Genomic DNA, 17,249 nt, shown 5'->3' with positions numbered 1-17,249 from the left:
CAGGTTCAAGCTGCAGGCAGAGTGGTAATATCGCACTAACAGGAGGGATGTTAGATGCCTACATTGGTACTCGGGATTTTTGGCCATCGGACCGATGCTGCACTGGCGATTGGGGAAATGAAAGAGAATGGAATCAATTCGAAGAATATATCTGCAGTAACCAAGCAGAAAAATACGCTGGAGATCATCAGCCACGATACCGGAATTGGTACTGCGCAGACCGGGGAAGGCAATGAGGGATTATTCGGTACAGCCCGCGGGTTAGGAGTTGGACTCGACATGCTGGCCGATACTGCTGTGGCTGCGGGTCCGGCTGCACGCAAACTGGCTGGAGCGGATATTGAAACGGATGGTCTTACTGTAAGTCTGATCGGTATTGGCATTCTGCAGGAGGATGCGGAGGCTTATGCCAGGCATGTAGAGCTGGAGCATATTATAGTCATTGTTTTCCTTGATGAGGAGGAGCAGCGAGAGAAGGTGGACTCTATATTCGCGAAGCATCAGGTTCTGCCTTTGAAGATTTCTTAAGCACAAGAATATATCAACGCGGCCGGCGGGATTTTCGTCTGGCTGCTTTTTTTTTTCGTGACTGTACGAATAGGATAGGGTCCACTTCAAAGCCTGCCTGTCCTCCGGTTTCTTTGGTGACCTGTTTGGCTTTGACCAGGGAGAGAAAAGCAAAGATTTCACCTAGTGCCCCAAAACCTGCGGCAATGATTGCATAGTCTTCGGCACTGAGTTCTTCAGCTTCTGCAGGGGAGGATTTGCCCGCACCTCCGTTAGTGTTATTGTTGTTACCGCCTGTATAGCCGGATCCATAATTATTATTGTTATAGGCCATCTCCTGTTCACCCGCTTTTCCCCATATGTAATATAAAATATGTCGCTGACCGCGTTTGTGAAATAGGCGTTCGGGTGGTAATTTGCTGCAACCGGTATTTGCCCCTTTCAGGATGAAATGAGCAGAGATGAGCATCCATTCAGCCATTCGATCAGCGGATAACGAAAAAAGCCGCCGCATAAGGCATAGTATAAGCTTTTTCCGTAAAAAATAAGCGGATAAAAAAGCACTTTACAGTTTATGAAAACGCTGTTACAATCATAAATGAGCAGAAATGATCAATATCAGTCACGAATGAGCTTTTATTTAAATTCAATTAACAATAAGCCCGAACACAGATAGACGATTGTGTATAAAAGGAATCCGGCAGCAGGTGCTGCAAGTCCGAGGAGTGAAGCGCATGTTTGAAGAAGAACGGAAGCTGAGTATTCTGCAGTTTATTGAGAATCATACAAGAGCATCGGTTCAGGAGCTGAGCCAGGAGCTGTCCGTTTCAGAATCAACGGTCCGCCGCGATCTCAAGGAGCTTGAGGAAGCACGGCTGCTGAAACGTACGCATGGCGGGGCGGTATCCCTGCAGAGTGTGAACTTTGAAGCGGCTGTTCCGGATAAAGAAGACCGGTTCCTTGATGAGAAGCTGCGGATTGCCCGCAAGGCCGTGGAGATGATTGAGGAAGGCGATGCAATTCTTCTGGATGGCGGAACGACTACGCTGCAGATTGCCCGGGCGCTGAAATCCTTCCGTAATCTCAAGGTCATCACCAACTCGATTATGGCGCTTAATGAGCTGAAGGATTGCCGCCATATCGAAGTCTCGATTACAGGCGGAATGCTGCGGCCGGACACGATGGCTTTTGTCGGACCGATGACAGAACGCTCACTGGATATGGTTCGGGTAGACAAAGCCTTCCTTGGAACCAACGGGCTGGATATACATGAAGGCATCACGACTCCCAATATGCTGGAGGCTGCAACCAAGCGCAAAATGATTGCTGTCGCAAAGCAAGCCATTCTGCTCGCAGACCATAGCAAGATCGGGCAAATCTCCTTTTGTAAAGTCGCGGATCTGCAGGAGATGGATCACTGCATTCTTGATACGGATACGCCGGATAACTTCCGCCGGGAGCTGGAGAAGATGGACGTTGATTATACATTGGTGTGAGTGTGAGAAGAAGACAAACATTATAAATGAGGGATGAATGATGATTTATACAGTGACACTTAATCCTTCCGTCGATTATATCGTGGAGGTTGAAGAGTTTACACTAGGCGGGTTAAACCGGATGAAGCGGGATATGAAGCTGCCTGGTGGGAAGGGAATCAATGTATCCCGCGTACTGAAGCAGCTGGGGGTCGAGAATACGGCAACCGGATTCCTTGGCGGTTTTACGGGCGGATATATTGAACAGTGGCTGCGTCAGGAGATGATTGCAAGTGATTTCGTTCACATAACAGATGATACCCGGATCAATATCAAGCTGAAAGCCGGGGAAGAGACGGAAATTAACGGAGCCGGACCGGAGATTTCGCAGCCTGAGATCGCTTCTCTGCTGCACAAGCTGGATGCCCTGAAGCAGGGTGATGTTGTTATTCTGTCGGGAAGTACTCCACCGTCACTTGGCGGAGATTTCTATAGCAGGCTGATCGCAGTATGCAAACAGAAGGGGGCAGAGTTTGTAATTGATACAACGGGACAGGCGCTGAAAGACGCGTTGCCTTTGGGACCGCTGCTTGTCAAACCGAATCACCATGAGCTGGCAGAGCTGTTCGGCGTTCAGATCAGCACCAGGGAGGAGATTATTACCTACGGACGCAAGCTGCTGGAAGCAGGGGCCAGGCATGTGCTGGTATCGATGGCCGGTGAAGGGGCATTGTTTATTTCGGAGCAAGGTGTCTACCATGCAGCTGCTCCTGCAGGGCAGGTGAAGAATTCAGTAGGTGCAGGAGATTCCATGATCGCCGGGTTTGTGGGGAACTTGTCGCTGACCGGAGATGTGCTGGAGGCATTCCGTGCCGGCGTCGCCTCAGGAAGCGCAACGGCATTCTCGGACGATCTGGCGGACAGACAGAAGATAGATCAGCTTCGGCCGCTCGTTGTAATTTCCCAGCTGTAAACAACATAACGAAAGATTTTAAGTAAACCGGGGAGTTGAGATTAATGAAAATTACAGATTTGATGATACAGGAAACTATGATTATGGAGCTGAAGGCTACAACGAAGGAAGCGGCGATTGACGAACTGATTGCCAGCCTCGCAGCCAGCGGACGCATTAATGACGTGAAGCTGTTCAAAGACAAGATACTGGACCGTGAAGCCCAGTCCAGTACGGGAATCGGCGGAGGCATCGCTATGCCTCATGCCAAGACCAAAGCTGTGAATGAAGCAACGGTTGTGTTCGCCAAGAGCAGCGCCGGACTAGATTTTGCCTCACTGGATGAAGCGCCGGCTCATTTGTTCTTCATGATTGCAGCGCCGGACGGAGCTGGAAATATGCACCTGCGCACACTGGCTGCATTATCAAGGCTGCTCATTGAAAGCGAATTCATCGAGCAGCTCATGAGTGCCAAGACTCCTGCTGAAGTAACACACTTGTTCGATGCCAAGCAAGCTGAGGCGGAAGCTCAGGCGGAAGCGGAAGCTAAGGCAGCTGCGGAGCAAGAAGCCCGGAAGACAGCGGCGCCGCAGGCTGAACCTGCACGGATGATCACCGGGAACCCGGATTCGCAGAGCTTTGTTGTGGCTGTGACAGCATGTCCTACGGGAATTGCCCATACCTTCATGGCTGAGGATGCCCTGAAGAAGAAAGCCAAAGAGATGGGAGTTAACATCCGTGTAGAAACGAACGGTTCAGAAGGTGCGCAGAATGTGCTGACTGCGGATGAGATTGCCCGGGCGAGCGGAGTTATTATTGCTGCGGATAAGAACGTGGAGATGGACCGCTTCAACGGCAAGCCTGTACTTCAGCGTCCCGTAAGCGATGGAATCCGCAAGTCAGAGGAATTAATCCGCATCGCGGTCCAAGGCAATGCGCCAATCTACCGCAGCTCCGGCCGTAATGAGGATGGTGCCGCATCGGCGAAGTCCGGTACAATCGGAAGCAAAATTTATAAAGACCTGATGAATGGCATCTCCCACATGCTGCCGTTCGTAGTCGGCGGCGGGATTCTGCTGGCGATCTCCTTCCTGATTGAACAGGTAGCCAGTGTCGATAATCCGCTGGTGAAGCTGCTGCAGACGATTGGCGGAGGAGACGGGGCGTTCCACTTCCTGATTCCAATTCTGGCCGGATTTATCGCACTTAGCATCGGCGACCGCCCGGCGCTGATGCCTGGTATGGTCGGCGGTATCATGGCTCTAAATGCCAATGCGGGCTTCCTGGGCGGCCTGGCTGCCGGTTTCCTGGCCGGTTATGTGGTGATTATGCTCCGCAAAGCCTTCTCTGGCCTGCCGCGTACGCTTGACGGCCTGAAACCGATTCTGTTGTATCCGGTGTTCAGTTTGCTTATTACCGGCGCGGTCATGTTCTATCTGTTCAATCCGGTATTCAGCTGGATTAATGAAGGTATGATTGATGCGCTTAACCACCTGGGTACTGGCAACAAAATACTGCTGGGATTGGTGCTTGGCGGTATGATGGCTATCGATATGGGCGGTCCGTTCAATAAAGCAGCATACACCTTTGCTATCGGTGTGTTCACCTCAAGCGGCAATACAAACGGACTGATGATGGCTGCCGTCATGGCCGGAGGGATGGTGCCTCCGCTGGCGATTGCCCTTGCAACTACGTTCTTCAAGAATAAATTCACTGAAACTGAACGCAAATCCGGATTAACCAACTACGTGCTGGGCTTGTCGTTCATCACCGAAGGTGCCATTCCGTTTGCTGCAGCAGATCCGCTGCGGGTGCTCACTTCCTGTATCGTGGGTTCAGCCGTAGCCGGCGGACTGACCCAGCTGTGGAATATCAATGTACCTGCACCGCATGGAGGTGTGTTCGTAGCCTTCTTGTCCAGCAGCGCGCTGCTGTTCCTGCTGGCTGTGCTGATCGGCTCCGTTATTTCCGGGCTGATGCTGGGTCTCTGGAAGAAGCCGCTCGCATTGAAGTAACGTAATCATTTCCTGTCCTTAACCGTATGGAAGCAGAGCAACATTCTGCATTCATACGGTTTCTTTGTTTGCACGCTCCATTTTATCTAAAAAAGCTGAGAATACCCCACCCTCGATAGGGTGGGGATGAATCAGTAGTTTTCGATTTCAAGACGAACGTATGTGCTATAATATGGATGAGATCACTAAAAGGAGGTGTTGCCCATGCTCGTGTCTGCGCAGGAGGTTTCTTCGAAACACCTGGTTCATCAAGCCTATAAATATCGGATCTACCCCAATACAGAGCAACAGCAACTCATTCGTCGAATGTTTGGCTGCTGCCGTTTTGTGTTCAATTACTTCTTGGGAGCTTGGAATCAAAGCTATGCGGAAACGGGAAAAGGCTTGTCTTATCACGCTTGTGCAACACAACTCCCCGGTTTAAAAGCACAATACGACTGGCTGAAAGAAGTCGATAGCATCGCTTTGCAGTCGGCTGCTCGTCATGTGGCGGATAGCTTTGAGCGTTTTTTCAAGAAGCAAAATCAAGCGCCACGCTTCAAGAGCCGAAAGCATCCGATTCAAAGTTACACGACCAAATTCACCAACGGGAATATCGCCATGGAGGGCAGTCGCTTGAAGCTCCCAAAACTCGGCTGGATACGTTTTGCAAACTCCCAGAAGCTGGAAGGCCGGATATTGTCCGCTACCGTTCGTAAAAACGCCAGCGGGAAATTTTTCGTCTCGCTCGTTTGCGAAGTTCAAAAGAACCCTCTGCCCCAAGTGGATACACCTATTGGCATCGACTTAGGCTTGAAAGAATATGCAGTATGCTCAAACGGCGAACATATCGCCAATCCTCGCTTTTACCGTCAATACGAGAACAAGCTGGCGCTTTGGCAGCGGCGGATGGCTCGGCGTACTCCGGGCGGCTCCAACTGGAAGAAAGCAAAGCAGCATATCGCTCGTATTCACGAACGCATTGCCAATAAACGAAATGACTTCCTCCACAAGCTGACCACGAGACTGATTCGTGAAAACCAAACGATCAGTATCGAACATCTGCGTGTGGCGAATATGATTCAGAACCCCAAGTTTTCAAAATCCATTGCTGATGCGTCTTGGGGCGAGTGGGTGCGACAGCTGACGTATAAAGCGAAATGGTATGGACGAAATCTTCGGATCGCCGAAACGTTTGAGCCGACCAGTCAGCGTTGCCATGTGTGTGGCACGATCCACCCCGAGGTGAAGAACCTGTCCATTCGGGAATGGACGTGTACGGCCTGCGGGACGATCCATGACCGTGACGAAAACGCCGCTCACAATATTGAACAAGTAGCGGTTTAACCGCCACCTAACCAAACGATAGAATTCAACATTTCACTTGCGTCAAAAATGTAAAACTGCGGGAACGCAGGGATCGCTTGCTCCATAAGAAGAGGGTACTCTTCTGTTCGCAAGAATCCGCCACTTCAAGCGTTAGCTAAGTGGGGGAGAATTCAATGTCGTATTTCGGTATAATTAAAAATATATATAAAGAGAAGGCAAAGGAGAATGCGAAATGATTCTGCACAAAGGGGAAGTCTTGTTCCGTCAGGGTGACGGCGGCCAGAACCTGTACCGGGTGAAAAGCGGACTATTCAAGGTGACAAGACTGCATGAGAACGGGAACATGGTGCTGTTCAACCTGCTGTATCCGGGTGAGACAGTTCCACATCATTCCCTCATTTCGCCGAAGGAGGCGCATGGAACAGCGGTGGCGATGATGAAAAGTGAGGTCGAGCTCATTCCCGCTGCGGAATGGTACCGGGAGCTGCGGGAGGACCCTGAGAAGGTGATGGAGATCGCGCTTCTGCTCCAGGAGAAGGTGCGGTTCATGCAGACACGGCTCGACCATCTCACGGTCGGAACGCCCGGGGAGCGCATGTCGCTGCTAATCCGCTGGCTGAACGAATACTCTCATGGCGCACAGTTGACAGATCTGCTGACACAGGAAGAGATCGGACAATTAATTGGTGTACGCCGGGAAACAGTCAACCGCTTATTGCGAAATCAGGGCTAATTGCTTATTTTTACTGGAAACTGTTTAGAGTGGCCGTTCCGCGTGGTATAATCTATTCAGAACATATCAAACTAAAGAAAGGATCAGGATACCATGTGTCCCCGAAGGACGATTCCCCAAAGGACGATTTGGAAACGTTATGATCTGTCTTATACTTAGCTTCCCTGTAGAATGTGCGCGAACCGTTGTTAATTGACGAACCGCCTCTGCGAGGGAAGGGAGTATTGTATGCGAAGGAGCAACACCTCCGGTTTAACCCGTCGTAGAGGCTGGTGGGACGTCTAGCCGCCATATACGATAAGGGGAGACCGAGTAATGAGGAAACAAGACAGTGGCATGAGTTTGCCGCTCCGACTAGCTGTTATTTTGTCCGGAACACTATTGCTTGCATTTACGTATTATCACATTAATTATCAGAACCATTTGACCGAGGGCGGATTCGTAGGCTTGTCCCTGCTCGGCAAATATGTACTAGGGATTTCACCATCACTATCGATCCTGATCTTAGACATTCCAGTGCTCTTAATTGCAATTATCTTCAAAGGGAAATCGTTCGTTGTGAACACCTTCATTTCTGTAGCGGCCTTTACGGTATTCTACGGATTGATGGAACGTTATTCCGGATGGGTTATTGATCTGCAGGGTAACTTGCCGCTTGCGGCACTGTTGTCCGGTGTACTGACAGGTCTAGGAGCGGGAATGGTTCTGCGAGGCGGCGGAGCGAGCGGCGGTGATGATATTTTGTCGCTATTGATTAGTGAATGGAAGGGAATTAAGGTAGGAACCGTATTTATCCTGATGGATGTAATTGTACTGGCATTGTCCCTCTTCTATATGCCGTTAAAAGAGACCCTGTACACAGTGATGGCTGTAGTTGTGGCCGGATATGTGATTACTTTTACAACCTCTCTGGGCAGACCGAAGCTGGTCAAGGCTCCGAAGATTCCATCTCCACTAGCCAAGACTCAGGATGGCACGGTGAATGTGAACAATGCAATGTGAACCCCTATACGGGGATGATGAAAGGTCAGCGGACTTAAGTCCAGCTGGTCTTTTTTTTGAAAAAATCCTGCATTTCATACAACATTCCGCCCGTAATATCGACCGTAACCGGAAATTGCTTTATGAAATGCAGCATTCTGCCCCCTCCAAGCCGATTAACGAGAGGATTCTTGTATTTCATACAACAATCCTTCCGCACACCCCGGTATCAGTGAATCGAAGTTGTAATATTGCAACAATTTTACATATCATCCTCTGTTAGTTTGTTTTCGGTAAAATGTGTATTTCTTCGTTTGCGCCACAATTCACACATTGACCTCCCAGGTGTTCCTGGATACTGAAACCGTGAGGCGTGAGCGCGCGTATATATTTCATTCAAACTGCAAGGCCCAAGGTTACACTATGCTCAGAATGTAGAGGGAGGATGTAAGGGAATGAGTGCTCACGAAATTGACTATGCGATTATGGGTGAGGAAATTCAGTGTGTGGAGGTGCAGCTCGACCCGGGGGAGAGCGTGATTGCCGAAGCGGGCAGCTTCATGATGATGGACCCGGAGATTACGATGGAGACGATCTTTGGTGACGGCAGCGGCAATTCGCGGGGCGGCGGCGGACTGATGGGCATGCTGAAGGGTGCAGGCAAACGGCTGCTGACCGGGGAGAGCCTGTTCATGACCGTCTTCACGCACAGCGGGGCATATGGACGGAAAAGCGTAACCTTTGCCGCCCCATACCCGGGCAAGATTATTCCGCTGGATCTTCAGCAATACGGCGGCAAAATCATCTGCCAGAAGGATTCCTTCCTCTGCGCAGCCAAAGGCGTGTCGATCGGCATTGAATTCCAGCGCAGGCTGGGGGCGGGCTTCTTCGGCGGCGAAGGCTTCATCATGCAAAAGCTCGAAGGTGACGGACTCTCCTTCGTTCACTCCGGAGGTCATGTGCTGGAGCGGACACTTCAGCCTGGAGAGACCATCAAGCTCGACACCGGCTGTCTCGTCGCCATGACATCCAATGTCGACTATAATATCGAGATGGTCAAAGGTGTGAAAACTGCGCTCTTCGGCGGCGAAGGCCTGTTCTTCGCCACCCTGCGCGGACCGGGCAAGGTGTGGGTGCAGTCGCTGCCGTTCAGCCGGATGGCTGACCGTATTCTGTCGGCTGCCGGACCTTCCGGGCGGAAGGAAGAGGGCAGTATCCTTGGCGGATTGGGCAATCTGCTGGACGGCAAGTAAATGGAGCGGCGATGAAATAAGCCGCCGCTCCAAATTCAACCGTAACAAATTGCCGCCTCGCGGGATTGAGCGGAATGCAGCCGCTGCTTCACGGGATTCCCCGGTAAGTGCAACAGCCGCCTCGCCGGATTCCCCGGGAGGCGGCTGTTTGGTCTGCGGAGGGAAGCGGACTGAGATGCCCTTATTTCCTGGAAAGACCTTTTTTTTGCTGATGAAACGGACTGAGATTCCTTTATCCTGTTGATTTCAGCTCAAAAGGAGGGATAATCGGCCCCATAACGGAATCTGAGTCCGCTTACCCTGTGAAATCACTCGATTTGCACAAATAACGGAATCTCAGTCCTCCCCACAAGCTGATGAGTGAGTTATGAAGAACCCACCGGCCACTGCTGGAGCAAATACGCGCATACTAAGCTCCAGCCAGCCTCGCCCGCGAAGCCTCACCCAGCCTCGCCCTCCAGCAATTTTGTTTCTCAAACGCACGCTATATACCGGCTAATTCTTCACCGCAGACAGCAGCAGGAACATCGGACGCCGGGTTTCCTCCTGCCAGGCAGCATTATTCTCCAGCATAGCTGCAGTCGGCTGCAGCTCGGAGATCCGGGTCAGGGTGAAGCCGGAACCGATCAGCGTATTAATGTAGGTGGCGGTATTACGGTGGTACTTCGTGACTGCATGATCAAGGAAATTGGCTTGCCTCGGTCCTTCGAGATGATAATTGTCAACAGGCCAATGCTGCTTCCCGCCTTCAGGACCGTAATGCCAATCCTGCGCGGCGAGCGCGGTGAAGATGGGATGCTCGACCGAGAACACGAAGGCTCCGCCAGGCTTCAGGCAATAGTAGACCTGGCGGCAGAGGCTGGCGATGTCTTCTACATAGTGAATGGCAAGTGAACTGATGACTGTATCGAATTCATCCGCACCGAAAGCGGCATCTTCAATTGCCAGCTGGAGGTATTCAATCTTCGGATCGCGGGTCATCGCCCTGGCCCGCTCCAGCATATTCGCGGAAAGATCGATGCCCACTACAGATACGGCCCCCTGCTCACGGGCATACCGGCAGTGCCAGCCGAAGCCGCAGCCCAGATCCAGTATCCGCTGACCCTGCAGGTCAGGCAGAAGCGTGCTGAAGGTTCCCCATTCTCCGGCGGACTCAAGTCCGCCTGTGGAGCGCGGCATCCGGCTGTAATTTTCAAAAAAGCTGGTCTCATCATATTTGTTTTGCTTCATGCGGGGTACCTCCTTAACGGCTTTAAGCCCGTTATTTTTTCGAAACAGGAATTGTACTGGCATTCACCGCTTCCCGGAAAGTATACCGCAGATTTGACTGGAACGCAGGTACTGTATATATTATGGGGCAAACCCCTTAGACTACTTAAGGCGGCAACCGGAGGGCTATGATGTTCAAAATATTTATCATTGAGGACGACAAGGGACTGGTAACCCTGCTCCAGGACTACTTACATAAGTTTGGATACGAAACAATGGCGGTGCATGATTTTGAAGCGGTACGGACCGAGTTCGAGACGTTCGCCCCGCAGCTGGTCCTGCTGGACGTGAACCTGCCCAAATTCGACGGATATTATTGGTGCCGCCAGATCCGTGCGGTCTCGACTTGTCCCATTCTGTTCATCTCCGCGCGAGACGGGAAGATGGATCAGGTCATGGCGCTGGAGAATGGCGCGGATGATTATATTACGAAACCCTTTGATTACGAGATTGCGATGGCCAAAATCAAAAGCCACCTGCGCCGTGCTTACGGCTCCTACGCCGGGGGCGGCACTGAACGCAGCCTCACCGTCTCGGGACTGATGCTGGACGTAGAACGGCTGATCCTGACACGGGGCGGAGCCAGAATCGACCTCAGCCACACCGAGGCCAAGATTCTCGATGAGCTGATGCAGAAATCCGGTACCCTCGTTACGCGTGACCGGCTGCTGGAGAAGATTTGGGATACCGAAGCTTTTGTGGATGACAACACGCTGAACGTCTACGTAACCCGGGTACGCAAGAAGCTGGCTGCGCTGGACATTATGGAGGGGCTGCAGACGGTGCGCGGTCAAGGGTACAGGCTCACCGGGAATTGGGAGGAGGGGTGACATGAAGCTGTTCATGCGGGAACAATCGCCTTTGATCATCGTCTATCTGGCCCAGCTTATCATAATTACGCTTGTCTACCGGCTGGACGGGGGGAGTGGAGTCACAGTGAGCCTGTATGCGGCGCTGCTCAGTACAATTCTGCTGCTGGGTTATCTGGCCTACCGTTATCTCACAAACCGTACATTCTATGAGCGGCTTTTGACGGTGCCGGCATCGCTCGAGGAATCCGGCGGGCCGGCGCAGAACACGCCTTTGGCCGGGAGTCTGCGTATGCTGCTGGCCCAGCAGTTCCGGCTGTACCAGAACGACCTGCACAACTACCGCCACAAGCTGGAGGAGCATATTCACTTCATCAACCAGTGGGTGCATGGCATGAAGACGCCGCTTTCAGTGATTCATCTGATGATACAGGATAAAGACGGGGCTCCGTTCACGGCCATTGGCGATGAGCTGGACCGGCTGAAGAAAGGGCTGGAAACGGTGCTCTACACCGCCCGGCTGGATACCTTTGAGCATGATTTCTATGTCGAGCGGCTGGAGCTCTCGGCCGTGGTGCGGAGCGTAACCTCGGAACAGAAACGGCTGTTTATCCGCAAGCGGGTGTTTCCGGTGATTTCTGTGGAGAGCGGGATTTCGGTTACCTCGGACGAGAAATGGCTGTCCTTCGTCATAACCCAGCTGATAACCAATGCCCTGCGCTATACAGTGGAGGAGGGGAAGTTTGTGCATTTCCATGGGTATCTTCAGGAGCAGGGCAGGGCTGTGCTGGAGGTGCGCGATGAAGGCGTGGGCATCCCTCCGGGTGACCTGCCGCGGGTATTCGATCCTTATTTTACCGGCGTCAATGGGCGCAGCTTTCAGGAGTCTACAGGCATGGGCTTGTATCTGGTGAAGCAAATCTGCGGCAAGCTGGAGCATGAGGTGGAGATAAGCTCTGAGGTAGGCAAGGGGACGGCAGTGCGGATTGTTTTTTGACACAGGGGGCGGCATTTCTGCCTATTTACTGCTTGCCCGGTAGCGGATAATCAGGAGGACGACCGTTGTTACAACCGCCAGCGACAGGGTATTGGTGATCAGAAAAGCGAGCCCAACCCCGTGAGCGGCCAGATTTACCGCATAAGCCTCCATCAGGGCGATGCCCAGCAGCATCAGCAGGTAGGATTTCAAGCTAAGGTCTGTGACAGACCGGGTCTTGATGATTTGCAGAATCTGTGGAACCCAGCCTACAGAGAGAATGATACCGCCAATCAGCTGCATTACTGTGAACAACATGCGTACACCCCGCTATTCTTCGTTTAGTACGTTGTATGCTCAGGGGGCGTATCAGGTTCGGTGCTGCATATCAAAAACCCGCCGCCCCTGTAAGGGACGGCGGGTTCACCCGGCAGGCGCTCTGCCCGGGTCTATTGCTGTTTCAGCTGCACAAGCTGTTCCAGCAGCTGCTGTATATCGGCTACAGGAAAGGCTTCCTGCAGCACTTCATTTACGGTCACCTGCGCCCGGTCCACCTTATTCTGACCGATGTCAGTTAAAGAGGTATAGATGCTTCTGCGGTCATCATCACAGACCTTGCGCTCCAGCGCGCCGCAGCCTTTGGCTTCGAACCGGCTGACCAGCCGGGATACGGCGCTCTGGCTCAGCCCGACCATGGACTCAAGCTGCTGGAGCTTCAGCTTCTTCTCGGGTGCCTCGGACAGAAACAGCAGTACGTAGAACTCCTTGAGCGATAACTGATAGTTCTCCACCAGCTTTGCTTCAAGTGCAGCGGCAACATTAATTTGTATATGAGAGAGTGACAACCAGCTGGATATCAGGTCATTTGCAGGGGTGTTCTTCATGTCTTCAATCCTCCCGGTGCATGCCATTCATGAATATAAATTTCACTTTAGTATATCATCTGGAAGATGAGAAGGACACCGCAGGGAATACTCAATTATTTGGCGGCGCGGGGAAACCCGAACTCATACTGCGTGGGAACGCCCGCGTCTTTGCCGAGTACTACACCAGCTTCCAGCGTCCAGTAAGGATTTCTCAGCATGCCCCGTCCAACCGCTACGAGATCAGCCTCTTCATTACCGATGACCGCATTGGCGAGTACCGCTTCATCCAGCCGGCCGACGGCAATCACCGGAACATTCAGCTCCTGCTTGATAGCTCTGGCCAGCGGCACCTGATAGGCAGCATGGGTGCCCGGTCTGCCGGCTGCAGCTATCGGGCCTTCACCGCCTGCACTGATGTGGAAGATATCCGCTCCGGCTTCCTTATAAGCTCTGCTGATTTCCAGGCTCTCGGTGAGTCCATAGCCGCCCTCAACGTATTCCTGCGCGGAAATGCGCATGATCAGCGGCATACCCTCAGGCATTACGCTCTTCGCGGCGGCAATCACTTCCCGGCCGAACAGCGTCCGGTCCTGTCCGTATTCATCCGTTCTCTGGTTGGTCAGCGGTGAGTGGAACTGGTGAATCAGATAGCCGTGGGCACCATGCAGTTCAATGACATCGAAGCCGGCCTGAACAGCCCGCTGCACACCCAGCTTGAATTTGCCTACCATAGCTTTCACTTCTTCCGTAGTCAAGGCATGCGGAGTAGTGGACTTATCGTCAAAAGGAATAGCGGAAGAGGAGACAGGAAGCACGGCATCCTCGGCCTTGCGTCCGGCATGGGCGACCTGAATCCCCACTTTGGCACCGTAGGCATGGCTGGCCTCCACGATCCGGGCCAGGGCAGGGATCTGTTCATCGGACCAGAGTCCCAGATCATAGTCGGTGATACGGCCATCCGGGTCAACATCAGCCATCTCTACAATAATCAGTCCGGCACCGCCGACTGCACGGCTCACATAATGGTTATAATGCCAATCTGTAGCGATTCCATCTTTATTGGTGACCGAATACTGGCACATAGGCGGCATAACTACCCGGTTCTTCAGCTTCAGGCTCTTATACTCATAGGGGGTGAACAGATCCTTCATTATTCGTCGCGCTCCTTCGTTCCATCTGGAATTGGCATGCGGCAGGGGGAGGATTATGGTAAAAATCGGCTCTCCATAAAATACATGCATGCTCATGCATTTAAATATAAGGCTTTATTTCTACACTGTCAACTATCAACTACAACTGTGCTTACAATACTGTAAGGTAGCTGTAAGTTTCAGAAATAGCAGCATTAGTTTACAGTTTGTATAATGAAAGCAATCCAGGTGAAAGAGGAGCGGTAGCCCTTGCCCCTATTAGACGTACACAATTTATCCAAAATATATGAAGGCAAGGTATCCATTCACGCGCTGAACCATATCCGGTTCGCCGTAGAGAAGGGGGAATTCGTCGGAATTATGGGCCCGTCCGGCAGCGGCAAAACCACGCTGCTCAATGTTATCGCGACGATTGATGAACCCACCTCAGGCCAGGTAATGATCAGCGGCCGGGACCCTAACCTGCTGGGCCGTAAAGAGAAGGCGCTGTTCCGCCGCAAGGAGCTGGGGTTTGTATTCCAGCATTTCAATCTGCTGGACACGCTCACGGTAGAAGAGAATGTAGTATTGCCGCTGACGCTAAGCGGGAGTTCCGTTGCGGAAATGGAAAAGCGGCTGGCCGAAGTGGCCTCCAGGCTGGATATTGCCGGGCTGCTGAACAAACGCACCTATGAAATCTCCGGCGGCCAGATGCAGCGTGTAGCCATTGCCCGGGCGATGATCCACCGCCCTTCGCTGATTCTGGCGGATGAACCCACCGGCAGTCTGGATTCCAAGGCATCGGAAGAAGTGATGGGGCTGCTGGCTGAAGTGAATGAAGCCGAGGGGGCCACTGTGCTGATGGTTACGCATGACGCGGTGGCAGCGAGCTTTTGCCACCGGGTGATTTTTATCAAAGACGGCCGTTTCTACAGCGAGATGTACCGGGGCAGCAGCAGAGCCGCATTCTTCCAGAATATCATCGACATGCTGTCGCTGCTGGGAGGAGCCGGCCATGACCTTTCGGCAATTCGCCTATAGGAATGTAACCCGGAGCAAGCGCAAATATGCCGCCTACTTCGTCAGCAGTGCCTTTTCGGTGATGATTTTCTTTCTGTGTGCCCTGTTCATCTTTCATCCGGTAATCTCAGGAGATCTGATCCTGGATACTGCGGCTAAGACAATGATGATGGCGGAAGGGATCATCTATGTTTTCTGCTCATTGTTCGTACTGGTATCCGTCGGCTCCTTCCTGCAGTCCCGCAAGCTGGAATTCGGTATTCTGCTGATGCATGGCATGACCAAGCAACAGCTCAACAAGATGGTGTTTCTGGAAAATATGCTGATCGGCGGCTCGGCCATCGTCACCGGCACACTGCTCGGGATGCTGCTCGGCAAGCTGTTCCTGATGATCGGCTCCGCCTTTCTCGGCATTCCCCCGCTGGATTTCCATCTAAGCTGGCAGGCACCCGTGCTGACTATTATCAGCTTTGTGCTGCTGTTCGTACTGATCTCGCTGTGCACCTTCTTTTTTATCGGCAATGAGTCGCCGCGGGGAATGTTCCAAGGCGGACGCAGAGGAGATACGGAGCCGCGCGTTCGCCGCTGGCAGGCGCTGCTCGCCGCTCTGCTGCTGCTTGGCGGTTATGTGCTGGCAGTGCTCACTACAGCCACAACGGTTGAGGTGATGATGTTCCCGGTAGTGGCTATCACGGTTGTGGGTACCTACCTGTTCTATACACAGCTGAGTCTACACGTGGTGGAACAGCTGAGAAGAATCCGGCGCTTCTATTGGCAGCGGATGCGGATTATCACCTTCTCGGGTTTATCCTACCGCTGGAAGGATAACGGGCGGATGTTCTTCATGGTGACCATTGTCTCGGCGGTATCCTTCACTTCGGTGGGCGTTTTCGCCTCAATCCATACCCTGTCCCGGGAGCTGAAGCTGGATTATCCCGCAGCCGTAGGCTACGTCGCCAAAGGCGGAGCGGCCAGTTCCACGGCAGTGCAGGATCTGGACGGCATCGAGTCGGAGCTGAAGCAGTTGGGACTAGCGTATGATACCTTGTCGATCCCGGTGAAATATGCCGATGTGGCCGCGCAGAGCGGACCGGACCATACCGAACGGTTGCCGCTCATGGCTTACAGTGACTATAGGCTGGCTCTCCAATATGCCGGCTTCGATTCCTCTGAACCTCCGCTGGCAGGACACGACGGTCTGGTGATGATCGGCTCTCAGCGGGACCGCAGCCTGATCAGTGAGCGTGTCAAAGCCACTTATACGCTGGAGCAGGGAACAGATATCCGGGAAATTGGCTACACACAGCATGTGCCGGTTGCCGAATATCTGCTGCCGGAGCTGGACGGGCGGGGGGGCGGAGATTTCAGCGGCCTGGTGGTCAGCGACAGTCTCTATAACACCATAGTTCCGGTCCAGCAGGACATATACTACGGCTTTTACATGGAGGATTTCCCCCAGACGGTAGGCATTGCTTCAAGTCTTGCGGACGGCGGCAAGGTCGCCTATGAGCAGAAGGCAAATTACGCTGTCGTGGTCAGCGGTACACTGTTTGAGATTCAGCGGACACTGTACAGCACCATGCTGTTTGCTTCCCTCCTGGTGGGGACCGTCTTCTTCATCGCGGCAGGAAGCTTCCTGTATTTCCGGCTGTACATGGATCTGGAGCATGACCGTTTCCAGTATTCTGCGTTGTCCAAAATGGGCTTCACCGATCAGGAGCTGGACCGCAGCGTCACCCAGCAGCTGGCCCTGATGTTCTTCGTTCCGGTGCTGCTGGCCATATTGCACAGCGTCTTTGCTTTCATTGCCCTGCAGCGCCTGTTCTATCTGTCGATTGCGGCCGAGACAGGGGCAGTGCTGGCCGGATATCTGGCAGCCCAGGGAATCTATTTCTTCTTCATCCGCAGCCGTTATTTACGTAATCTCAAGAAAAATCTGCTCTAAACAGGAGGCC

The 17,249-nt window shown here is 52.6% G+C and carries 17 protein-coding genes; 12 read left to right on the top strand and 5 right to left on the bottom strand.

The window, feature by feature from the left end; all coding sequences use genetic code 11:
- Positions 1 to 54 precede the first annotated feature (54 nt).
- Complete coding sequence (locus R50912_RS22375; RefSeq protein ID WP_042237987.1) at positions 55 to 528, top strand: general stress protein; 474 nt, start codon at positions 55 to 57, stop codon at positions 526 to 528.
- A 13-nt stretch (positions 529 to 541) separates the two neighbouring features.
- Here the strand turns inward: R50912_RS22375 and R50912_RS22370 are convergent, their stop codons facing one another.
- Entirely contained in the window at positions 542 to 841 is a 300-nt protein-coding gene (locus tag R50912_RS22370; protein ID WP_042237985.1) for a hypothetical protein, read from the bottom strand.
- Between the two features lie 400 nt (positions 842 to 1,241).
- Here R50912_RS22370 and R50912_RS22365 point away from each other — a divergent pair, with 400 nt between their 5' ends.
- The 7 genes from R50912_RS22365 to R50912_RS22335 all read left to right on the top strand — a co-directional run bounded on the left by R50912_RS22365 (position 1,242) and on the right by R50912_RS22335 (position 9,224).
- The gene (locus R50912_RS22365) at positions 1,242 to 2,003 is read left to right on the top strand and encodes a DeoR/GlpR family DNA-binding transcription regulator (RefSeq protein ID WP_197072957.1); all 762 of its coding nucleotides are present in this window, start codon (positions 1,242 to 1,244) and stop codon (positions 2,001 to 2,003) included.
- Positions 2,004 to 2,043: 40 nt separating this feature from the next.
- A complete protein-coding gene (gene pfkB / locus R50912_RS22360; protein WP_042237981.1) occupies positions 2,044 to 2,955 on the top strand; it encodes a 1-phosphofructokinase in 912 nt (303 codons plus the stop codon).
- 44 nt (positions 2,956 to 2,999) lie between these two features.
- Positions 3,000 to 4,949 (top strand): PTS fructose transporter subunit IIABC, encoded by a 1,950-nt coding sequence (locus R50912_RS22355; RefSeq protein WP_042237980.1) that lies wholly within the window; start codon positions 3,000 to 3,002, stop codon positions 4,947 to 4,949.
- Positions 4,950 to 5,153: 204 nt separating this feature from the next.
- Positions 5,154 to 6,275, top strand: a complete 1,122-nt coding sequence (tnpB, locus tag R50912_RS22350; protein WP_042237978.1) for an IS200/IS605 family element RNA-guided endonuclease TnpB — start codon at positions 5,154 to 5,156, stop codon at positions 6,273 to 6,275.
- 214 nt (positions 6,276 to 6,489) lie between these two features.
- Positions 6,490 to 6,990 carry a Crp/Fnr family transcriptional regulator gene (locus R50912_RS22345; RefSeq protein ID WP_042237976.1) on the top strand — a complete coding sequence of 167 codons (501 nt, stop codon included), beginning with the start codon at positions 6,490 to 6,492 and terminating at the stop codon, positions 6,988 to 6,990.
- 315 nt (positions 6,991 to 7,305) lie between these two features.
- Positions 7,306 to 7,992, top strand: a complete 687-nt coding sequence (locus R50912_RS22340) for a YitT family protein (RefSeq protein WP_042237973.1) — start codon at positions 7,306 to 7,308, stop codon at positions 7,990 to 7,992.
- 434 nt (positions 7,993 to 8,426) lie between these two features.
- Entirely contained in the window at positions 8,427 to 9,224 is a 798-nt protein-coding gene (locus R50912_RS22335; RefSeq protein ID WP_042237971.1) for a TIGR00266 family protein, read from the top strand.
- Between the two features lie 495 nt (positions 9,225 to 9,719).
- Here R50912_RS22335 and R50912_RS22325 read toward each other — a convergent pair whose 3' ends face one another.
- Positions 9,720 to 10,517 carry a class I SAM-dependent methyltransferase gene (locus R50912_RS22325; RefSeq protein ID WP_156123261.1) on the bottom strand — a complete coding sequence of 266 codons (798 nt, stop codon included), beginning with the start codon at positions 10,515 to 10,517 and terminating at the stop codon, positions 9,720 to 9,722.
- A gap of 107 nt (positions 10,518 to 10,624) precedes the next feature.
- Between R50912_RS22325 and R50912_RS22320 the strand changes: the two genes are divergently transcribed.
- Both R50912_RS22320 and R50912_RS22315 read left to right on the top strand, forming a co-directional pair.
- Positions 10,625 to 11,323, top strand: a complete 699-nt coding sequence (locus R50912_RS22320) for a response regulator transcription factor (protein ID WP_042237965.1) — start codon at positions 10,625 to 10,627, stop codon at positions 11,321 to 11,323.
- Position 11,324: 1 nt separating this feature from the next.
- Entirely contained in the window at positions 11,325 to 12,299 is a 975-nt protein-coding gene (locus R50912_RS22315; protein WP_042237964.1) for a sensor histidine kinase, read from the top strand.
- Between the two features lie 21 nt (positions 12,300 to 12,320).
- Here the strand turns inward: R50912_RS22315 and R50912_RS22310 are convergent, their stop codons facing one another.
- The 3 genes from R50912_RS22310 to R50912_RS22300 form a co-directional block, all read right to left on the bottom strand.
- Entirely contained in the window at positions 12,321 to 12,596 is a 276-nt protein-coding gene (locus R50912_RS22310) for a PQ-loop domain-containing transporter (RefSeq protein ID WP_042237962.1), read from the bottom strand.
- A 131-nt stretch (positions 12,597 to 12,727) separates the two neighbouring features.
- Positions 12,728 to 13,162: a MarR family winged helix-turn-helix transcriptional regulator gene (locus R50912_RS22305; protein WP_042237959.1), complete on the bottom strand. Its 435-nt coding sequence runs from the start codon at positions 13,160 to 13,162 to the stop codon at positions 12,728 to 12,730.
- Positions 13,163 to 13,257: 95 nt separating this feature from the next.
- A complete protein-coding gene (locus tag R50912_RS22300; protein WP_042237957.1) occupies positions 13,258 to 14,295 on the bottom strand; it encodes an NADH:flavin oxidoreductase/NADH oxidase in 1,038 nt (345 codons plus the stop codon).
- A 249-nt stretch (positions 14,296 to 14,544) separates the two neighbouring features.
- Here R50912_RS22300 and R50912_RS22295 point away from each other — a divergent pair, with 249 nt between their 5' ends.
- Both R50912_RS22295 and R50912_RS22290 read left to right on the top strand, forming a co-directional pair.
- Entirely contained in the window at positions 14,545 to 15,315 is a 771-nt protein-coding gene (locus R50912_RS22295; protein WP_042237956.1) for an ABC transporter ATP-binding protein, read from the top strand.
- Positions 15,290 to 17,239: an FtsX-like permease family protein gene (locus R50912_RS22290; protein ID WP_042237954.1), complete on the top strand. Its 1,950-nt coding sequence runs from the start codon at positions 15,290 to 15,292 to the stop codon at positions 17,237 to 17,239. Before R50912_RS22295 ends, R50912_RS22290 begins: the two co-directional genes overlap by 26 nt.
- Positions 17,240 to 17,249: the final 10 nt, after the last annotated feature.

Source organism: Paenibacillus sp. FSL R5-0912 (assembly GCF_000758605.1).
Lineage (GTDB): Bacteria > Bacillota > Bacilli > Paenibacillales > Paenibacillaceae > Paenibacillus_AQ.
The sequence above is the reverse complement of the archived record's forward strand: the minus strand, read 5'-3'. Positions and strand labels throughout refer to the sequence as shown.

What these genes read in the sequence shown, in the direction of transcription:
- R50912_RS22375 (WP_042237987.1), top strand. Translation starts at nt 55, where the DNA reads ATGCCTACATTGGTACTCGGGATTTTTGGCCATCGGACCGATGCTGCA.
- R50912_RS22370 (WP_042237985.1), bottom strand. Translation starts at nt 841, where the DNA reads ATGGCCTATAACAATAATAATTATGGATCCGGCTATACAGGCGGTAAC.
- R50912_RS22365 (WP_197072957.1), top strand. Translation starts at nt 1,242, where the DNA reads ATGTTTGAAGAAGAACGGAAGCTGAGTATTCTGCAGTTTATTGAGAAT.
- pfkB (WP_042237981.1), top strand. Translation starts at nt 2,044, where the DNA reads ATGATTTATACAGTGACACTTAATCCTTCCGTCGATTATATCGTGGAG.
- R50912_RS22355 (WP_042237980.1), top strand. Translation starts at nt 3,000, where the DNA reads ATGAAAATTACAGATTTGATGATACAGGAAACTATGATTATGGAGCTG.
- tnpB (WP_042237978.1), top strand. Translation starts at nt 5,154, where the DNA reads ATGCTCGTGTCTGCGCAGGAGGTTTCTTCGAAACACCTGGTTCATCAA.
- R50912_RS22345 (WP_042237976.1), top strand. Translation starts at nt 6,490, where the DNA reads ATGATTCTGCACAAAGGGGAAGTCTTGTTCCGTCAGGGTGACGGCGGC.
- R50912_RS22340 (WP_042237973.1), top strand. Translation starts at nt 7,306, where the DNA reads ATGAGGAAACAAGACAGTGGCATGAGTTTGCCGCTCCGACTAGCTGTT.
- R50912_RS22335 (WP_042237971.1), top strand. Translation starts at nt 8,427, where the DNA reads ATGAGTGCTCACGAAATTGACTATGCGATTATGGGTGAGGAAATTCAG.
- R50912_RS22325 (WP_156123261.1), bottom strand. Translation starts at nt 10,517, where the DNA reads ATGCCAGTACAATTCCTGTTTCGAAAAAATAACGGGCTTAAAGCCGTT.
- R50912_RS22320 (WP_042237965.1), top strand. Translation starts at nt 10,625, where the DNA reads ATGTTCAAAATATTTATCATTGAGGACGACAAGGGACTGGTAACCCTG.
- R50912_RS22315 (WP_042237964.1), top strand. Translation starts at nt 11,325, where the DNA reads ATGAAGCTGTTCATGCGGGAACAATCGCCTTTGATCATCGTCTATCTG.
- R50912_RS22310 (WP_042237962.1), bottom strand. Translation starts at nt 12,596, where the DNA reads ATGTTGTTCACAGTAATGCAGCTGATTGGCGGTATCATTCTCTCTGTA.
- R50912_RS22305 (WP_042237959.1), bottom strand. Translation starts at nt 13,162, where the DNA reads ATGAAGAACACCCCTGCAAATGACCTGATATCCAGCTGGTTGTCACTC.
- R50912_RS22300 (WP_042237957.1), bottom strand. Translation starts at nt 14,295, where the DNA reads ATGAAGGATCTGTTCACCCCCTATGAGTATAAGAGCCTGAAGCTGAAG.
- R50912_RS22290 (WP_042237954.1), top strand. Translation starts at nt 15,290, where the DNA reads ATGACCTTTCGGCAATTCGCCTATAGGAATGTAACCCGGAGCAAGCGC.